Below are 16,602 nucleotides of genomic sequence, written 5' to 3'. Positions count from 1 at the left end.
ATCGTCACGTGCATTGTTGCGCGCGCTAACGTCTGAATGCCACCTGGCCATTCGGACGATGGTCGGCGCGCTCGCAAATCGCTAGATTGGCTGCATCCTTTCGTAACGCTCAGGGGTGCAGATGAAATTCAAGGGGATTTACGGGCCATCGCGCGCCGGTTTCACACTCGTCGAAACGCTGGCGGTGATAGCGCTCGTGATGCTGATGGCCGTGATGGCGGTGCCGTCGTTCGCCGCATGGCATATGCGCGATCAGGTCGACGCGCGCTCGAAGGCGCTGCTGTCCACGTTCGCCTACGCACGCAGCGAGGCGCTGCGGCGCGGTGCGCGCATCACGGTGTGCCGCGTCGATGCGGCGCGCGTCTGTCTCGCGTCGGGCCAACCTTGCGCCGGCGGCATCGCCGACTGGGCCTGCGGCTGGGCCGTATTCGCCGAACGTGGCGGCAAGCCGTCCTTGTTGCGCGCGCAGCCGGCGCTCGCGGCGGTGAGCATCACCGGCGTGCAGACGGATATGACGTTCACGCCGCCGGCTGGGCAGGTGATCGGCGCGTTTCGAAGTTTTGATATCGCGCCGCGAAGCCCATCGAAATCGATGCAGGGGAACCCGTGGCGGCGCTGCATCAGTGTCGCGGCAGGAGGTCGCGCGCGGATCTCGGAGGGCGCGTGCGGAGCGACGTCGTGAGACAGCCCGCATTCAAGACCGGTTTGCGTGCGCACGCATCGGCTTGTGATGGCAGCTCGTTGATCGAGGTGATGCTGGCGGTCGCGTTGGTCGCGGTGAGCGCGCTGGGTTTGATCGCGGTTCAGGTGTGGACCGCACGCGAAGCGCGCGCGATGACGCTGCGCGAGAGCGCCGCGTGGATAGCCGACTCGATTGCCGAAGCGACGCGCACGCCTTCCACGGGCGATGTCGCGCTCAATCAATGGCGCACCTGGGCGAGCGTTCTGCTGCCGCACGGCGACGCATCGATTGGCGAGAGCGGCGCGGTCGCGGCGGCGCGCGTGACGTGGGCGTCCGTGCGGGACCGGCCCGCTTTGGGCGATGCGAGCGCCCAGCCGGCGGAGCCTTGCGGCGACGTCGATGCACCGGCTGGATCGTCGTGTGTCGCGTTGGCGTTCGCGAAATGAAGCGGCCGCATTGCCCACTCGGTCATACGCTAATCGAATTCCTGATCGCGATGGCGCTCGGGTTGCTCGTGATCGCGGGCGCCGTGTCCCTTTACACGGCGCAGCGCAACGCGTTCGTGCAGGCGAGCAACGCGACCCGGATTCGCGAAGCGGGCTTGACCGCGCTGATGCTGATCGGCCAGCAATTGCAGATGGCCGGCTTCGTCCCTGCCAATGTCATTGGCTACAACGCGGCGCCTGCGCTATTCGGCTGCTCGGGCGGTCGTCCGACCGGCGCCGACGACAGCCTCGCTTGCACCACGTTGAGCACCGGCTCGGATGGTGTCGCGATCCGTTACGTCGCAGACGTCGTATCGACATGGCCATCGTCGAGCGGTCAGGTCACCGACTGTGTCGGACAGGCCGTCAAAAGCAGCGACGCGGTCCTTGGCGATGAGGGCGCGCCGGTGGTCAATCGCTACTTCGCCAACGTCAGCGGCTCGACCGGCGAGCCGGAGCTTTACTGCGTCGGCAGCGGCAATGCGGGGTCCGCGCAGCCGCTGATCGAAGGCGTCGAGCGCGTGCGGTTGCGCTACTGGCTGGACGGCGCGGCGGATGCGGTGAATGCGTCAGCCGTGGCGGCGGATCAATGGGCGAACGTCGTTGCGGTCGATGTCTGCGTGCTGGTGCGCGGCGCGCCGCAAGGACAGCGTTCGAAGTACATCGACTGCGATGGCGTGAGTACACTCGGTACCGACCTGCGGCCTCGACAGGTGTTTTCCCGCCGCGTTGCGCTGCGTAATCGCGCGGAGGTGCCGTCGTGATGGATCGCGGCACAGCAACGCAACGCGGCCGCGCGTACGACATATGCGGCGGGCCAGGCGCAACAGCGAAACACTTAGGTAGGCGAAATTGTCAGGGCGGTGCCCGAGGGGCACATCAACGCGGCGTCGTGCTAGCCATCGTGCTGTTGATCTCGGCCATGATGCTCGCCACGTCCGCGATATGGTTCGAAACATCGCTCGCGGCCGCTCGCGCGGCGACCAATGTGCGCGACTATCTGCAGGCTTTCCACGCGGCGGATTCGGCGCTGAGCTGGTGCGAGCGCAACGTGCTATCGGCAAGTGGCGACGCGCGCGATGCACCGCTCACATCCGGCGAGCCGACTCAATGGAGGCTTGAAACCGCGTTCGACGCAGGCGCCATCACGCCTGTCGCGCAATGGCCGGGATCATCGCGCGCGCCGCAATGCCTGATCGAGCCTTGGCGTCTCGCGAGTCGACCCAACGCCAGCGCTTATCTGCTGACAGCGCGCGGCTTCGGGCGGAGCAGCGAGTCGCAGATCTGGTTGCAGATGGAGGTCGTGACCGAAGATGGCGCGATCGAACGTCATTGGCGGCGCGTTGCAGCAAGACCATTCTGAGGAACGCACCGACTGGACACGTATGAAAAGGCCGAACACATCCGCATTCACGCTGCTCGAACTCGTGATCGCGCTCGCGATTGCCGCCACGCTCGCCGCGTTTGCGATCCCTTCGTATCGCAGCCACATTGCGCGCACGCATCGCATCGATGCGGCGTCGGCGTTATATCGGGCTGCGCAATTCGTCGAGACCGCGGCGAGCGATGGGGCGCCGGCCTTGCCACCGGGTATCGATCAGGCGCCGCAGTTCGGCGCCCCGGTGTATCGAGTGCGCGTGCTGCCCGCGGACGATACGAACGGCGGCTATTCGATCGAAGCGGCGCCCGCGGAAGCGGGCCCGATGCGCGACGACCCGTGCGGCACGTTCACGCTAGATGCGACGGGTCAGCGAGGCAATAGAAACGATGCGAGCGGCGCGACGCCCACAAGCAGCGAATGCTGGAATACCAGTTAGCGGGTGATTGAAGTCCGACACACGCAACCTTGCGAGCGGGAGGTCCGCCAGATCGCTGCCACTCGCAGCGGCCACGACGTCAATAGCCGCTTCGCAACGAATCGTCCCGCGCAGCCGGCGACCGCGCCGTAGCGGAAGCCGCCGCGGCCGCCCGCGCCGCCGCCGACTCGTTCTTCATCTGTTGCCAGATCCGGAACGCTTCCCACGCGCCGAGCGCAAGGCTGCCCCACTTGAGCGCGGGCTTCGCGCTCGCGACGACCCTCGCGCGCAGCGGTTTGGCGAGCAACAGCGAAGCGATCGAGCTGATGAGCGGGTACTGCTTGAGCAACGCGCCGATCGTGCCCGCGTTGAGCACGCTCGCCTTTGGCCCTTTACCGACGCGCACGCCGCCGAAGCCGGGGATCACGAACCTGAGCCAGCTGAAATGCGTGACGGCCTGGCGCAGTTCGAAGGCGGCCTGTGCGAGCTCGACGCGCTCGACGTCGGCGCGCACGAGCAGCAATTCCTTGCGCAGCGCCCGCAGATGCGGCGCGCTCAGATCCTTCGACGGATGGCGCTTGTTACGAAAGGCGGTATCAGGACGGGAAGGGCTCATGGCGTGTCGGCGGCGGTGAAGGTGAGGTGATGGATCGGATGCAGACGAACTTTCCCATCAGTCGCGGCTGCGAAACGCTTCGCGATCCTTTTCGAACTCCGCGAGGGTCGCTTCGAATACCATCGGCGCGTTGCGCAAACCGCTGCGCGCCTTCAGCGCACAGGCGAGCCCGGCAATCGCGTAGACCGCGGTGATGCCGGCAAGCGCCTGCCATCGGTAGGTGTCCCAGAAGGCAATGGCGACGAGTGCGGTCAACGCGATCAAGGCCATCGTGGCGAGCATCATCGCGGCAAGACCGAGAAACAGGACGCCGAGCAGGCGGTCTTTTTCCTCGGCGAGTTCGATGCCCACCAGTTCGAGCCGCGTCTGCAGGATCGCAAACACGGAACTGAGAATACGGCGCAACGGGCTGTGTTCTGCGCGCTGCGAGTGTGTTTCGGTCGTCATGGCTGTGGGCGTTGCGCGTGAGGGCCTAGCCGGCGCGCGCGCGCCAGCAGAAGGGGACCGGCGAGGCTCGCGCCGGTCCGCCCGTGTCGCCGGTGCGCCGGACCTGCCTGCTCCGGCGGCCTCACCGGCCTTTACTTGCGATTGATCAGCAGACCGACCACCACGCCGATGCCCGCGGCGATGCCGATCGACGCCCACGGATGCTCGTGCACGTAGTCGTCGGTGGCGCGGGCGGCCTTCTTGCCTTTTTCGACGACCACGACCTGAACGTCGGCTGCCTTTTCTTTCGCCTGCTTCAGGCGCGTCAGCGCGGTTTCGCGCAGTTCCGACGCGCGTTCGCCGGTAGCGCTCGCGGCCTGTTTCAGCAGGTCTTCAGCGTCCGCGAGGACGGTTTTGATATCCGACATCAATCTCTCCTTGTTGACTTCCGACATTGACAGCTCCCTTTGTCTCACGCTACGCGTAAATCGTAACCAAAGAAACGGTCGCTGGCGAGCATAGTGCCGGTTGCATGCCGCCGCTGCACGATCCGTTCCCGCCAGCGCGTGGCGCCAGACACCCGTTTGAGGGCACTCTGCTCCAGACCGGTATCTGGATTGAGTTGATCTGTCCCGCAAAGTTTCCGTCAAACGGGAGAAAATTACAAAAACACATAAAGTACTGACGCGATGTTGGTTCGCCATGTACCACCGCGGCCTTATGCTTTATCGTGACTGGCCGCCGCGGGCACACGCCCGCGACCTTATCCGGATACCTTCCGAATACCTACAGGAGATGCACTATGAGTCTACGTCTTGGCGACATTGCGCCGGATTTCGAACAGGAGTCGAGCATTGGCCGCATCAGGTTTCACGAGTGGCTCGGCACTAGCTGGGGCGTGCTGTTCTCGCATCCGGCCGACTTCACGCCGGTCTGCACGACCGAGCTGGGCCTGACCGCGAAGCTCGCGGGCGAGTTCGAAAAGCGCAACGTGAAGACGATCGCGTTGTCGGTCGACAGCGCGGAGTCGCACAAGGAGTGGATCAAGGACATCAACGAGACGCAGGCCGCCAACATCGGTTTTCCGATTCTCGCGGACGGCGATCGCAAGGTCTCCGGGCTGTACGACATGATTCACCCGAACGCGAACGAAACGTTCACGGTGCGCTCGCTGTTCGTCATCGATCCGAACCGGAAGGTGCGTCTGATCATCACGTACCCGGCGAGCACCGGCCGCAACTTCGACGAAGTGCTGCGCGTGATCGATTCGCTGCAACTGACCGACAGTCACTCGGTCGCGACGCCGGGCAACTGGACGCATGGCGATGACGTCGTGATCGTGCCGTCGCTGAAGGACGAGGAAGTCATCAGGCAGAAATTCCCGAAGGGCTACAAGGCGTTGCGTCCGTACCTGCGCCTGACGCCGCAGCCGAACCGGTAAGCGGCGCGGCATGAACCAAAAAGCCGGTTCGAAGGAACCGGCTTTTTTGCATTATCGATACACCAGCATCGGAATCAGAAGAACGCCTGAATACCGGTCTGCGCACGGCCGAGAATCAGCGCGTGAACGTCGTGGGTGCCTTCGTAGGTGTTGACGACCTCGAGGTTCACCAGATGACGCGCGACGCCGAACTCGTCCGAAATGCCGTTGCCGCCGAGCATGTCGCGCGCGAGGCGGGCGATGTCGAGCGCTTTGCCGCACGAATTGCGCTTCATGATCGAGGTGATTTCGACCGCGGCCGTGCCTTCGTCCTTCATGCGGCCGAGGCGCAGTACGCCTTGCAGCCCGAGCGTGATTTCGGTCTGCATGTCGGCGAGCTTCTTCTGGATCAGCTGGTTCGCGGCGAGCGGCCGGCCAAATTGCTTGCGATCGAGCACGTACTGACGCGCGATGTGCCAGCATGCTTCGGCCGCGCCGAGCGCGCCCCAGGCGATGCCGTAGCGCGCCGAGTTCAGACACGTGAACGGACCGCGCAGGCCGCTGACATCCGGCATGATGTTCTCTTCCGGCACGAACGCTTCGTCGAGCACGATTTCGCCGGTGATCGACGCGCGCAGACCCACCTTGCCGTGGATCGCCGGTGCCGACAGACCCTTCCAGCCCTTCTCGAGAATGAAGCCGCGGATGTTGTCCTTGCCGTCTTCCTCGAGCTTCGCCCATACAACGAAGACGTCGGCGATCGGCGAATTGGTGATCCACATCTTCGAGCCCGACAACGAGTAGCCGCCATCGACTTTCTTCGCGCGCGTGACCATGCTGCCTGGATCGGAGCCGTGGTTCGGCTCGGTCAGGCCGAAGCAGCCGATCCACTCGCCGCGCGCGAGCTTCGGCAGATATTTTTCCTTCTGCGCGTCCGAGCCGAATTCGTAGATCGGCACCATCACCAGTGACGACTGCACCGACATCATCGAGCGATAGCCGGAGTCGACGCGTTCCACTTCACGCGCGATCAGCCCGTACGCGACATAGTTCAGACCGGGGCCCCCGTACTGTTCGGGAATCGTCGGACCGAGCAGGCCAAGCTCGCCCATTTCGCGAAAGATCCCGATATCGGTCTTTTCGTGGCGGAACGCCTCCAGCACGCGCGGCAGCAGCTTGTCCTGCGAGTAAGCCGCAGCGGCATCGCGCACCATACGTTCGTCTTCGGTGAGTTGCTGATCCAGCAGCAACGGGTCTTCCCAGTGAAACTGCGCGGCTACGGCCATGACGTATCTCCTGATTTCTCGCTCAGAACCAGCTTGACTAGAGTTCCGCTTTGCGAAACAATGTTTTGCAAATATCGTTCGAGTGTATCACCCTATGACGCTGCCATCCACTTTCTCCGCTCCGCTCGACGAACGCAAATTCGTCGTCGCCCTTGCTCGCGGGCTGGACCTGTTGCGCGCGTTCCGGCCAGGCGAGACGATGCTCGGCAATCGAGATTTCGTCGAACGCACGGGTCTGCCGAAGGCAACCGTGAACCGGCTCGCCTACACGCTGACCGTGCTCGGCTATCTGCGGCTGGACGAAAGACACGGCAAATATGCGCTCGACGCGGGCGTGCTGTCGCTCGGTTTCGCGCTGCTGTCGGGCACCGACATGCTCGAACTGGCACGCCCGCACCTGCGCAGCCTGGCGCGCGAGGTCGGCGCGGCGGTCTCGCTCGGGTGCCGGGACGGGCTCGACATGGTGTATCTGGAGACGATTCGCAGCGAAACCGCATTGACGCTCGGCCTCGCATCCGGCTCGAAACTGTCGATGCTGACGAGTTCGATGGGCCGCGCCTATCTCGCCGTGCAGTCGCCCGACGCGCGTACCGCGTTACTCGCGGAACTGAAAAAAGCGGCTGGCAGAGTGGGGGCGATGCTCGTCGCCGAAGCCGAACAGGAGATCGCCGCATTCGCGACCGAGCGATGCTGCTACTCGTTTCGTGCGTGGCATGACGACGTGAACGCAGTCGCGGTGCCGTTTCGCGAGCCGCGCGAAAAGCGCTGGCTCGTGCTCAGTTGCAGCGGGCCGGCGTCGTCAATGGGGGAGGAAGTGTTTCGCGAGAATGTCGCGCCGCGCCTGAAGGCGCTCGCGGCGCGGCTGGGGGAGCCGGGCTGAGGTAATGCCGCAGCGCCCCGGCTAACCGGGCCCACACTGTGTCACGCCGCCCGGTCGTGATAATGCGCGTTGAATAATGGCCCTTGCACGAACCGCACGTCGTACTGCTGTAGCGCGGAGAATTGCGCCTCATCCGTCACGCGATTGAAAATCAGCGGCACCCGCAGCCGGCCCGCGTAACCCACGAGCGGCTTCACGGTCGCGTCGCGCAATGCGGCTGCCGCATCCATCTTGATGAAGTCGAGCCGCGCGGTTTCGGATACCGACAGGATCTGCCCCGCGTTCGACAGATTGCCCGCCACCTTGAACCCGTAGTGCTGATAGCTGCGCGTCAGATAGCCCAGGAACGTCTTGTGTGCGACCGCCGCCGCCGGCAACTCGATCACGATGCGCGTCGGACTCAAATTGAACGAGGTCAGCACGCTCGAAAAATGCCGGCCGTGGTCGTACTTCACGCTCTTCAACAGCCTCTCGTGCACCCGCAGAAACAGCAATCCATGTCGCTGCGGGCCGAAGAAGTTGATTGCGTGCAGCGCGCGCGACATGCGGTCTAGCGCGACCAGCTGCTGATCGTCGGCGATGTTGTCGAACGGATCGAACACCTCGAATGGCGGCGCGTCGAGCCGGTGCGTGACCGCCTGAAAGCCGAGTTCATCACCGAAGCGGTCGACCCCTTCCGCGCCGCATGACAGCGACTGCGCAAGCCCGTGCACGCTGATGTCGAAGATCGGCTCGTAGGCACTCGTGAGCTCGATGCCATCGAAATGTGCGAGCGCGATGCCGGCGTGCCCGCCTTGTCCCATTGCCAGATGCTCGCCGAGAAACGGGTGATGAGCGGCGCGGGCGATCAGATCGGGGATGGTCGGCGAAATCATGAAGGCAGATGAAAGGCGACGATGAACGCGCACCGGGCGCGTGGCAGCGCGACGCGATGGCCGCATTCATTGATGGTAGCAGTACGCGCCCTGCGCAGATTAACAAAAAATGCTCATATCGTTATTGGCCTCACGCTTATCGGCCGGGGATGAGCGCGGAATGACGAGGTTCGCGGGCGTGTTTCCAAGGGTATACGTTAGTTTCACTATTCGTAATTCGTTTTACTATTCGTAAAACGCAATTTTAGAGGGAACGACCCAATGAGTGACCAACCCGCCGCCAATGTGATCGAAGTCGAGCGCGTGCTCGCCGAAACCGATCGCCCGACTTTTCAGGCGATGCTGCTTGCGCTGTGCGGGCTGTGTCTGCTGATCGACGGTTTCGACGCGCAGGCGATGGGCTATGTCGCGCCCAGCGTGATCGCCGAATGGCGCGTCGCGAAAACCGCGCTTGGCCCGGTCTTCAGCGCGAGCCTGTTCGGCATGCTGTTGGGCGCGCTCGGGCTGTCGGTGCTGGCCGACCGCATCGGTCGCCGGCCGGTGCTGATCGGCGCGACGTTCTTCTTCTCGCTGTCGATGCTCGTCACGCCGTTCGTAGCGACGATTCCCGCGCTGATCACGCTGCGTTTCATCACGGGTCTCGGGCTCGGCTGCATCATGCCGAACGCGATGGCGCTGGTCGGCGAATTCTCGACGCCCGCGCATCGCGTCAAGCGCATGATGTTGGTGTCGTGCGGCTTCACGCTCGGCGCGGCGGTCGGCGGCTTCGTCAGCGCTGCGCTGATTCCGGCCTATGGCTGGCGCGGGGTGTTCTGGGTCGGTGGCGCCGTGCCGTTGCTGCTCGCGTTCGCGATGCTGGCGATGCTGCCGGAGTCGCTGCAGTTCCTGGTGCTGAAGGGCCGCAGCGAGCGCGCGGTGAGGTGGCTGGCAAGGTTCAACCCGGCTCTGCGGATCGACGCGAACACGCGGCTCGTCGTCAGCGAAAAGCGCAGCGACGGCGCGCCGGTCGCCGAGTTGTTCCGAGCGGGCCGCGGTCCGGTCACGCTGATTCTGTGGGCGATCAGCTTCATGAACCTGATCGTGCTGTACTTCCTGTCGAACTGGCTGCCCACCGTCATGCGCGACGCCGGCTACACGCCGGGCACGGCCGTGATCGTCGGCACGGTGCTGCAGACGGGCGGTGTGATCGGCACGCTGCTGCTCGGCTGGTTCATCGAGCGCGTGGGTTTCGTGCGCGTGCTGTTCGCGTGCTTCGCGCTCGCCGCGTTCGCGGTCGGCACGATCGGCGCGGTCGCGCATGCGCTGCCGTGGCTGCTCGTCGTCGTTTTCGCGGGGGGCTTCTGTGTGGTCGGCGGACAGCCGGCCGTCAATGCGCTTGCCGGGCATTTCTATCCGACCGCGCTGCGCTCGACCGGCATCGGCTGGAGTCTCGGCATTGGCCGGATCGGTTCGGTGATCGGGCCGCTCGTCGGCGGACACCTGATCGCGTTGAACTGGTCGAATGCCGCGCTGTTTCATGCAGCGGCGCTGCCGGTGCTGTGCTCGGCGCTGCTGGTGGTCGTGCTCGCCGGTGCGACGCGGCAACCCAACCGCGCGTCCGAAGCGGAGCCGGCCTGAGCCTGACAGCAAAGATCACGTATCAACCGGGAAAGAATCGGGCAACTCGCGGAGAACCTTGTATGGATACCTCAACACGTACGCCGGCCGACGAACGCCTGCGTCCTGAAATCGAGCCCGGCTATCAGTCGGGTTTCGCGAATGAATTCGCGACCGAGGCATTGCCGGGCGCGCTGCCGACCGGCCGCAATTCGCCGCAACGCGCGGCCTATGGTTTGTATGCCGAACAGATTTCGGGCACGGCGTTTACGGCGCCACGCGGTCACAACCGTCGCTCGTGGCTGTACCGGATTCGTCCGGCGGCCATGCACAAGCCGTTCACTTCGATGCCGTCGGAGCGGCTCGTCGCGAACTTCGCCGAGGTGCCGCCGACGCCGCCGAACCAACTGCGCTGGGACCCCCTGCCGATGCCCGGCGAACCGACCGATTTCATCGACGGCTGGGTCACGATGGCGGGCAACGGCTCGGCCGAAGCGATGAGCGGTTGCGCGATCCATCTGTATGCGGCGAACCGCTCGATGCACGATCGCTTCTTCTACAGCGCCGACGGCGAACTGCTGATCGTGCCGCAACAGGGGCGCCTGCATATCGCGACCGAAATGGGCCGAGTCGATGTCGAGCCGTTCGAGATCGCGGTGATTCCACGCGGCGTGCGCTTCGCGGTCAGCCTGCCGGACGGCAGCGCGCGCGGGTATATCTGCGAGAACTTCGGCGCGCTGCTGCGTCTGCCGGAACTGGGGCCGATCGGCTCCAACGGTCTCGCGAATCCGCGCGATTTCCTGACGCCGCACGCCGCATACGACGACCGCGAAGGCGCATTCGAACTCGTCGCGAAGATGAACGGCAATCTGTGGCGCGCGGACATCGGCCATTCGCCGCTCGACGTGGTCGCATGGCACGGCAACTACGCGCCGTACAAATACGACCTGCGCCGCTTCAACACGATCGGCTCGATCAGCTTCGACCATCCGGATCCGTCGATCTTCCTCGTGCTGCAATCGCAAAGCGACACGCCGGGCGTCGATACGATCGACTTCGTGATCTTCCCGCCGCGCTGGCTCGCCGCCGAAGATACGTTCCGGCCGCCCTGGTTCCATCGCAACGTCGCGAGCGAGTTCATGGGCCTCGTGCATGGCGTCTACGACGCGAAGGCCGAGGGCTTCGTGCCCGGCGGCGCGAGCCTGCACAACTGCATGACGGGCCACGGCCCGGACGCGGACACGTTCGAGAAGGCGTCGCATATCGATACCTCGGTGCCGAAGAAGGTCGACGACACGATGGCCTTCATGTTCGAGACCCGCACGCTGATCAAGCCGACGCGCTTCGCGCTCGAAACCGCGCAACTGCAGGCGCATTACTACGAGTGCTGGCAAGGCCTCGAGAAACACTTCAATCCGGAGCAACGATGAACGCGGTGAACGATCTCCAGGCGACGCTCGATGCGTCGCGCAAGAGCTGGATCGAGTCGGCCAACGACCCGGCTGGCGACTTCCCGATCCAGAACCTGCCGTTCGGCATTTTCAGCGACCGTGGCAACGACGCGCGTCGCGTGGGCGTCGCGCTCGGCGATCAGATCGTCGATCTCGCCGGATTGCAGGCCGCGGGTCTGCTGAACGTGCCGGCGCACAACGTGTTCGCGCGCGATGCGCTGAACGATTTCATCGCGCTTGGCCGCGACGTGTGGCGCAGCGTGCGTATCCAGTTGAGCCAACTGCTCGCGCGCGACACCGCGACGCTGCGCGACGATGCCGCGTTGCGCGCGAAGGTGCTCGTGCGCGCGGCCGATGCGCGTCTGCATCTGCCGGTGCAGATTCCGGGCTACACGGATTTCTATTCATCGAAGGAACACGCGACCAATGTCGGCGCGATGTTCCGCGATCCGAAGAATGCGCTGCTGCCGAACTGGTCGGAGATGCCGATCGGCTACAACGGACGGGCATCGTCGGTGGTCGTGAGCGGGACGCCGGTGCGTCGTCCCAATGGTCAGCTGAAGTTGCCCGACGAGGAGCGTCCGGTGTTCGGCGCGAGCCGCAAGCTCGATATCGAACTGGAGACGGGTTTCATCATCGGCGGCGGCAATGCGCTGGGCGAGCCGATCGCGTGCGAGGACGCGGAGGCGCACATTTTCGGCATGGTGCTGCTGAACGACTGGAGCGCGCGCGACATCCAGCAATGGGAATACGTGCCGCTCGGCCCATTCAATGCGAAGACCTTCGCGACGACGATCTCACCGTGGGTCGTCACGCTCGATGCGCTCGAACCCTTCCGCGTCGCGCAACCGGTGCAGGAGCCAGAGCCGCTCGCCTATCTGCGGCATCGAGGAAAGCATGCGTTCGACATTCACCTCGAAGTGACATTGCGTGCGCAACCCGCGCGGCAAGCGAGCACGATCGCGCGGACCAACTTCAAATACATGTACTGGACGATGGCGCAGCAGCTCGCGCATCACACGGTGGCGGGCTGCAATACGCGGGTGGGCGACCTGATGGGCTCGGGGACGATCAGCGGGCCGACCGAGGATTCGTACGGCAGCCTGCTGGAGCTGACGTGGAACGGCAAGAAGCCGCTGGCGTTGAAAGAGGGCGGCACGCGCACATTCATCGAGGACGGCGATGAGTTGACGCTCGTCGGCTGGTGCCAGGGCGACGGGTATCGCGTGGGGTTCGGCGCGTGTGCCGCAGAGATTCTGCCGGCGCGAGGGTGAGCGCGCGGCAGTCACGATGAGCGAGGGCCGGCGCGCAATGCCGGCCCTCGTCGTTTGTGCGAGACCTTGGGCGTACGGGTCGAAATGAATCGGCGCGTCGTCCGCTTCACCCACCCAGCAACCCGAATACGGCCACCCCATTCGTCGTGCCGACATACACCTTGCCGTTTGCGATCAATGGTGTGATGAACTTGTTGCCCGTGCCGAACTGATCGCGCGTGCCCATCTGGTTGCTGTTGTACAGCTCGTTGAGCGCGATCGGGTCGAACGCATGCAAGGCCGCGATGGTGCCGTTTTCGGCGGCCCACACGATGCCGTTCGTGGTGCCGTTCGCCGAGATGCTCGGCGTCGTCCCGGGATAGGCGAACGTCATCGCGCTTTGCGCGGTCGGTGTGATCGACAGCTTCGCGTTGGTCACGGTGAACGCCTTCAGATGATCGCCGACCGAGCCGAAATACACGCGCCCGTTGAAATAGGCGGGCATGCCGAACTCGCCGCCGGCCAGCTGCGCGGGAATCTCCTGATAGATGTTGTCGGCCATCGGGTTGAACTTGCCCATCGAGTCGCGATTCAGCACGTAGATGGTGCTGTCCTTGCCCGCGCCGAGCGTCAGATGCTGTACGGTGCCGCTCGCGTCGGTCAGGTCCGGCAGCACCAGTGCGCCGCCGGAGCCGAGGTCGATGTCGTCGTTGGACTCCTGCACGACGTTCGTCATCGCGAAGTAGTCCGCCACCGACAGGCCTCCCGCCGTGCCGAGCTTCAGGAACGTATTGCCGAAATCCTTGCTGGCGGGGAAGCCGCTCGACGTCATCGTCGTGTCGAACGTGCCGTTGGCATCGAGCAGATAGATCGACGAGCCGTCCGACGCCGGTCCCGCGCCGCTCATCCAGATCGCGCCGCCGATGCCGTTAGGCGCCAGGTTGAGCAAGGTGGTCTGCTGCAACGTGTCGGCGCCGTAGCCCATGATCCAGCCCGTATAGCCGCCGTGGTCGCAGTGCGAGGTCCATGACGTGTAGACCGTGTTGCCGAGCAACAGCAGCCCCGCGCGCTCCGCGTACAACGACGTGGTGAACGGCAAGACGCCGTTCGTATTGCCCGCGCCGCTGCCCGGGTAAGAGGCGGCGACTTCGGTGGGACCGTTCAGCAGCTCGGCGCCGGTCGCGAGGTCGAGCGCGTGAATGCGATGATGGTAGCCGCCGGCCGCGTCCTTCGACATCGCGACCACGTAGATCGTGCCGTGCGTGCCGCGCGAACGGTCGATCACCGGTGTCGAGGTGATGCCGATGGTGTTCACGATCTGGCTGCAGCCGAGGTTGTCGCTCGGGGTTTCGCCGGTGCCGAGTGTGCGCACCTGCCACAGGGTCGCGCCGGTGTCGGCATCGAATGCGTACACACTGTCGTTCTCGGTCGCGACGTACAGCACGTTGTGCGTGCCGCCCGCGATCGCCAGCGCAGCGACGAACAGCGGCTGCGCGTCGACCTTGCCGTCGACGCTAAAGAAGCCGACCTTGCCGAACGTCGAAGCCGCCACGTTGGCGGGCGTCAGCGTGGTTTCGCCGAGGTTCTGGCCGGTGCGCGCGATGTCGTCGTGATAGGTGAGCACGTCGCGCACGGCTGCCGCCGATGTGCCGCCCATCGGGGTGCCCGAGCCGCCGGTGCTACCGGTGGTGGTGCCGCCGCTCGTGGTGCCACCGCTGGTGGTGCTGCCGCCGCTCGCTGCGGCCGGGGCCGATGCGCCGCTGCCGCCGGCGCCGACGCTCGCGCCCGTCGGGGCACTGCTGTTTCCGCCTCCGCCGCCTCCACAGTTCGCCGCGAGGATCGCGGCTACCGCGATCGCCGTGCCCAACAGGCTGGCACGGAGCAACAGGCGCATCGAGACCATGGCGGACTCCCCGTTGCTTGCGGCGGCGCCACGAAATATGGGCCGTTCGTCGAGTGTCCGCGCAACGTGGGTTGAGATTATCACCCTGCGTATAGATCGTAAAAGCCAGCAATTAGCGTCTAATCGTCAACTCGGCGCCCGCAGCGCGATCCGCGGACGCTCCCACCACGCCGCCGTCAGAAACGCGAGCGCCGCGCACAACAGCACGCCGACCACCGCATCGTGGCCGACCGTTTTCATCAACGCGCCGGCGACGAGCGGACCGCCAAAGCTCGCCGCGATCCACGACGCGCCGACCAGCGAACTCGCCGACACCAGCGCGACGCCGCGAAAGCGCTCGCCGCAGGCCACCACCGACAGCGTGTAGATCGCGCCCGCGGCCGCGCCGAGCACGACAACCTGGCACGATGGTCCGCACGCCGCGCCCGTCACTGCACGTCGCAAAAACTGCGTTCGCGGAAAAGCGTGAGTGGAAGCGGGTATTGGTCTCGGCGCCCGGCTCAAGATCTGTTGCAGATCGTTTCCACTCGCTGGCTGAAATGCTGTCGAACGAGGCCTTACCCTCAGAGCCGCTCGTCGTTGCTGGCGGACATCGAGCACTGGTGCATCGGCGCGGAACAGCGGCTGTCGCGCGCCGGAATGGAATACCCCATTTCGCGCATCGTCAAAATGCCTGGCAAGCTCACCCCGCCACCGCCACCCGCCGCTCGATCGACACCGACCACAACGTCAACAACAGCGCGCCGAGCGCGGTCGCGACGCCGACCCACGGCAGTGTCGTCAGCGGCGCGCCGGCGCCGATCGCCATGCCGCCGAGCCATGCGCCGGTCGCGTTGCCGAGGTTGAACGCCCCCTGATTCAGCGTCGACGCCAGATTCGGCGCGTGGCTCGCCCGATCGACGATCAGCATCTGCAGCGGCGGCACGATCGCGAATGCGAGCACCCCCCACACGAACACGGTCAGCATCGCCGGAGTGCGCGCGTGCATCGTGCCCGCGAACACGCACAGGATCACGACGATCGCCATCAGGAACGCGACCAGCGAGGGCATCAGCCGCCAGTCCGCGAGTTTACCGCCGAGCGTGCTGCCGACCGTCAGGCCGAGGCCGAACAAGAGCAGCACCAGGGTGACCGCGTGCGGCGTGAAGCCGGTCACGTCTTCGAGAATCGGCGTGATGTAGGTGAAGGTCGAAAACAGGCTCGCCGACGCGAGCACGCTGATACCGAGCACCATCAGCACCTGCGGGTTCTTCAGCACGCTGAATTCGCGCACGAGGCTCGCCTTGTGCATCTCGATCTTCGCGGGCAGGCACACCGCGAGCGCGGCCGCCGCCAGCACGCCGATGCCGGTCACGGCCCAGAAAGTAGCGCGCCAGCCGACCGCCTGGCCGAGCGCGGTGCCGAGCGGCACGCCGAGCACGTTGGCGAGCGTGAGGCCGGTGAACATCAGCGCGATTGCCTGCGCGCGGCGATTCGGCGCGACGAGCCCGGCCGCGACCACCGAGCCAATGCCGAAAAACGCGCCGTGGCAGAACGCGGTGACGATGCGCGCGGCCATCAGCACCGCGTAGCCCGGCGCGATCGCGCACAGCAGATTGCCGACGATGAACACGCCGATCAGGCTCATCAGGGCCTTTTTGCGCGGCATGTTGGCAACCGCGATCGCGACGATCGGCGCGCCGATCGTGACGCCGAGCGCATACGCGGACACCAGCATGCCAGCCGCCGGAATCGACACGGACAGATCGCGCGCGACATCGGGCAACAGGCCCATGATGACGAACTCGGTGGTACCGATTCCAAACGCGGCAACGGCAAGGGCAAGCAGAGGCAATGGCATGGCGATGATGGGGTGTGACGCGTGAAGCGGCGCGAAAAACGGCCGCCGGGCGGGCGATTCCGAAGGCGGAAACGCTGTCGCCGGCCAGGGGAA

General features: G+C 65.2%; 17 protein-coding genes and 1 pseudogene. 10 read left to right on the top strand and 8 right to left on the bottom strand.

Annotated features, from left to right (window positions below; translation table 11 throughout):
- The first annotated feature begins 121 nt into the window (after window positions 1-121).
- Genes OKW28_RS37910 through OKW28_RS37890 form a run of 5 tightly spaced genes read left to right on the top strand, consistent with a single transcriptional unit; the run spans window position 122 to window position 2,984 of the window.
- Window positions 122-682 (top strand): GspH/FimT family pseudopilin, encoded by a 561-nt coding sequence (locus OKW28_RS37910; protein ID WP_429453049.1) that lies wholly within the window; start codon window positions 122-124, stop codon window positions 680-682.
- On the top strand, window positions 679-1,128 hold the full coding sequence (locus OKW28_RS37905) for a type IV pilus modification PilV family protein (RefSeq protein ID WP_429453048.1): 450 nt from the start codon (window positions 679-681) through the stop codon (window positions 1,126-1,128). The genes OKW28_RS37910 and OKW28_RS37905 overlap by 4 nt, the downstream gene beginning before the upstream one ends.
- Window positions 1,125-1,931 (top strand): PilW family protein, encoded by an 807-nt coding sequence (locus OKW28_RS37900; RefSeq protein WP_429453046.1) that lies wholly within the window; start codon window positions 1,125-1,127, stop codon window positions 1,929-1,931. Before OKW28_RS37905 ends, OKW28_RS37900 begins: the two co-directional genes overlap by 4 nt.
- A complete protein-coding gene (locus tag OKW28_RS37895; protein ID WP_429453044.1) occupies window positions 1,931-2,530 on the top strand; it encodes a pilus assembly PilX family protein in 600 nt (199 codons plus the stop codon). Before OKW28_RS37900 ends, OKW28_RS37895 begins: the two co-directional genes overlap by 1 nt.
- Before the next feature lie 22 nt (window positions 2,531-2,552).
- Window positions 2,553-2,984, top strand: a complete 432-nt coding sequence (locus tag OKW28_RS37890) for a type IV pilin protein (RefSeq protein WP_429453042.1) — start codon at window positions 2,553-2,555, stop codon at window positions 2,982-2,984.
- 79 nt (window positions 2,985-3,063) lie between these two features.
- On the opposite strand, the gene OKW28_RS37885 is transcribed toward OKW28_RS37890, so the two are convergent.
- The 3 genes from OKW28_RS37885 to OKW28_RS37875 all read right to left on the bottom strand — a co-directional run bounded on the left by OKW28_RS37885 (window position 3,064) and on the right by OKW28_RS37875 (window position 4,460).
- Entirely contained in the window at window positions 3,064-3,579 is a 516-nt protein-coding gene (locus OKW28_RS37885) for a DUF3318 domain-containing protein (RefSeq protein WP_429453041.1), read from the bottom strand.
- Window positions 3,580-3,636: 57 nt separating this feature from the next.
- The gene (locus tag OKW28_RS37880) at window positions 3,637-4,026 is read right to left on the bottom strand and encodes a phage holin family protein (protein ID WP_429453039.1); all 390 of its coding nucleotides are present in this window, start codon (window positions 4,024-4,026) and stop codon (window positions 3,637-3,639) included.
- Window positions 4,027-4,157: 131 nt separating this feature from the next.
- Window positions 4,158-4,460 (bottom strand): DUF883 family protein, encoded by a 303-nt coding sequence (locus OKW28_RS37875; RefSeq protein ID WP_026225611.1) that lies wholly within the window; start codon window positions 4,458-4,460, stop codon window positions 4,158-4,160.
- Between the two features lie 347 nt (window positions 4,461-4,807).
- On the opposite strand from OKW28_RS37875, the gene OKW28_RS37870 reads away from it, so the two are divergent.
- Window positions 4,808-5,446, top strand: coding sequence for a peroxiredoxin (locus OKW28_RS37870; protein ID WP_429453037.1), 639 nt, complete (start codon window positions 4,808-4,810; stop codon window positions 5,444-5,446).
- 74 nt (window positions 5,447-5,520) lie between these two features.
- Here OKW28_RS37870 and OKW28_RS37865 read toward each other — a convergent pair whose 3' ends face one another.
- Complete coding sequence (locus OKW28_RS37865) at window positions 5,521-6,711, bottom strand: acyl-CoA dehydrogenase (protein WP_429453035.1); 1,191 nt, start codon at window positions 6,709-6,711, stop codon at window positions 5,521-5,523.
- Window positions 6,712-6,805: 94 nt separating this feature from the next.
- Here OKW28_RS37865 and OKW28_RS37860 point away from each other — a divergent pair, with 94 nt between their 5' ends.
- Window positions 6,806-7,591 (top strand): IclR family transcriptional regulator, encoded by a 786-nt coding sequence (locus OKW28_RS37860; protein ID WP_429453034.1) that lies wholly within the window; start codon window positions 6,806-6,808, stop codon window positions 7,589-7,591.
- A 41-nt stretch (window positions 7,592-7,632) separates the two neighbouring features.
- On the opposite strand, the gene OKW28_RS37855 is transcribed toward OKW28_RS37860, so the two are convergent.
- Window positions 7,633-8,466 (bottom strand): EAL domain-containing protein, encoded by an 834-nt coding sequence (locus tag OKW28_RS37855; RefSeq protein ID WP_429453032.1) that lies wholly within the window; start codon window positions 8,464-8,466, stop codon window positions 7,633-7,635.
- Between the two features lie 261 nt (window positions 8,467-8,727).
- Here OKW28_RS37855 and OKW28_RS37850 point away from each other — a divergent pair, with 261 nt between their 5' ends.
- The 3 genes from OKW28_RS37850 to fahA all read left to right on the top strand — a co-directional run bounded on the left by OKW28_RS37850 (window position 8,728) and on the right by fahA (window position 12,787).
- Window positions 8,728-10,083, top strand: coding sequence for an MFS transporter (locus OKW28_RS37850; protein ID WP_429453031.1), 1,356 nt, complete (start codon window positions 8,728-8,730; stop codon window positions 10,081-10,083).
- Between the two features lie 62 nt (window positions 10,084-10,145).
- Window positions 10,146-11,492, top strand: coding sequence for a homogentisate 1,2-dioxygenase (hmgA, locus tag OKW28_RS37845; RefSeq protein WP_429453029.1), 1,347 nt, complete (start codon window positions 10,146-10,148; stop codon window positions 11,490-11,492).
- Entirely contained in the window at window positions 11,489-12,787 is a 1,299-nt protein-coding gene (gene fahA / locus OKW28_RS37840) for a fumarylacetoacetase (protein WP_429453027.1), read from the top strand. The genes hmgA and fahA overlap by 4 nt, the downstream gene beginning before the upstream one ends.
- A 106-nt stretch (window positions 12,788-12,893) precedes the next feature.
- Here the strand turns inward: fahA and OKW28_RS37835 are convergent, their stop codons facing one another.
- From OKW28_RS37835 to OKW28_RS37825, 3 genes and pseudogenes are all read right to left on the bottom strand, one after another.
- Window positions 12,894-14,669 carry a PQQ-binding-like beta-propeller repeat protein gene (locus tag OKW28_RS37835; RefSeq protein ID WP_429453025.1) on the bottom strand — a complete coding sequence of 592 codons (1,776 nt, stop codon included), beginning with the start codon at window positions 14,667-14,669 and terminating at the stop codon, window positions 12,894-12,896.
- A 126-nt stretch (window positions 14,670-14,795) separates the two neighbouring features.
- Window positions 14,796-15,062 (bottom strand): annotated as a pseudogene (locus OKW28_RS37830) (MFS transporter); the annotation flags it as partial.
- A 289-nt stretch (window positions 15,063-15,351) separates the two neighbouring features.
- Entirely contained in the window at window positions 15,352-16,509 is a 1,158-nt protein-coding gene (locus tag OKW28_RS37825) for an MFS transporter (protein WP_429453023.1), read from the bottom strand.
- Window positions 16,510-16,602 lie beyond the last annotated feature (93 nt).

The organism is Paraburkholderia sp. 40 (genome assembly GCF_050434105.1).
GTDB lineage: Bacteria > Pseudomonadota > Gammaproteobacteria > Burkholderiales > Burkholderiaceae > Paraburkholderia > Paraburkholderia tuberum.
The sequence above is the reverse complement of the archived record's forward strand: the minus strand, read 5'-3'. Positions and strand labels throughout refer to the sequence as shown.

Coding starts and splice junctions, on each gene's coding strand:
- hmgA (WP_429453029.1), top strand. CDS start 10,146: ATGGATACCTCAACACGTACGCCGGCCGACGAACGCCTGCGTCCTGAA.
- OKW28_RS37880 (WP_429453039.1), bottom strand. CDS start 4,026: ATGACGACCGAAACACACTCGCAGCGCGCAGAACACAGCCCGTTGCGC.
- OKW28_RS37835 (WP_429453025.1), bottom strand. CDS start 14,669: ATGGTCTCGATGCGCCTGTTGCTCCGTGCCAGCCTGTTGGGCACGGCG.
- OKW28_RS37890 (WP_429453042.1), top strand. CDS start 2,553: ATGAAAAGGCCGAACACATCCGCATTCACGCTGCTCGAACTCGTGATC.
- OKW28_RS37910 (WP_429453049.1), top strand. CDS start 122: ATGAAATTCAAGGGGATTTACGGGCCATCGCGCGCCGGTTTCACACTC.
- OKW28_RS37885 (WP_429453041.1), bottom strand. CDS start 3,579: ATGAGCCCTTCCCGTCCTGATACCGCCTTTCGTAACAAGCGCCATCCG.
- OKW28_RS37855 (WP_429453032.1), bottom strand. CDS start 8,466: ATGATTTCGCCGACCATCCCCGATCTGATCGCCCGCGCCGCTCATCAC.
- OKW28_RS37895 (WP_429453044.1), top strand. CDS start 1,931: ATGGATCGCGGCACAGCAACGCAACGCGGCCGCGCGTACGACATATGC.
- OKW28_RS37870 (WP_429453037.1), top strand. CDS start 4,808: ATGAGTCTACGTCTTGGCGACATTGCGCCGGATTTCGAACAGGAGTCG.
- OKW28_RS37875 (WP_026225611.1), bottom strand. CDS start 4,460: ATGTCGGAAGTCAACAAGGAGAGATTGATGTCGGATATCAAAACCGTC.
- OKW28_RS37900 (WP_429453046.1), top strand. CDS start 1,125: ATGAAGCGGCCGCATTGCCCACTCGGTCATACGCTAATCGAATTCCTG.
- fahA (WP_429453027.1), top strand. CDS start 11,489: ATGAACGCGGTGAACGATCTCCAGGCGACGCTCGATGCGTCGCGCAAG.
- OKW28_RS37825 (WP_429453023.1), bottom strand. CDS start 16,509: ATGCCATTGCCTCTGCTTGCCCTTGCCGTTGCCGCGTTTGGAATCGGT.
- OKW28_RS37850 (WP_429453031.1), top strand. CDS start 8,728: ATGAGTGACCAACCCGCCGCCAATGTGATCGAAGTCGAGCGCGTGCTC.
- OKW28_RS37865 (WP_429453035.1), bottom strand. CDS start 6,711: ATGGCCGTAGCCGCGCAGTTTCACTGGGAAGACCCGTTGCTGCTGGAT.
- OKW28_RS37860 (WP_429453034.1), top strand. CDS start 6,806: ATGACGCTGCCATCCACTTTCTCCGCTCCGCTCGACGAACGCAAATTC.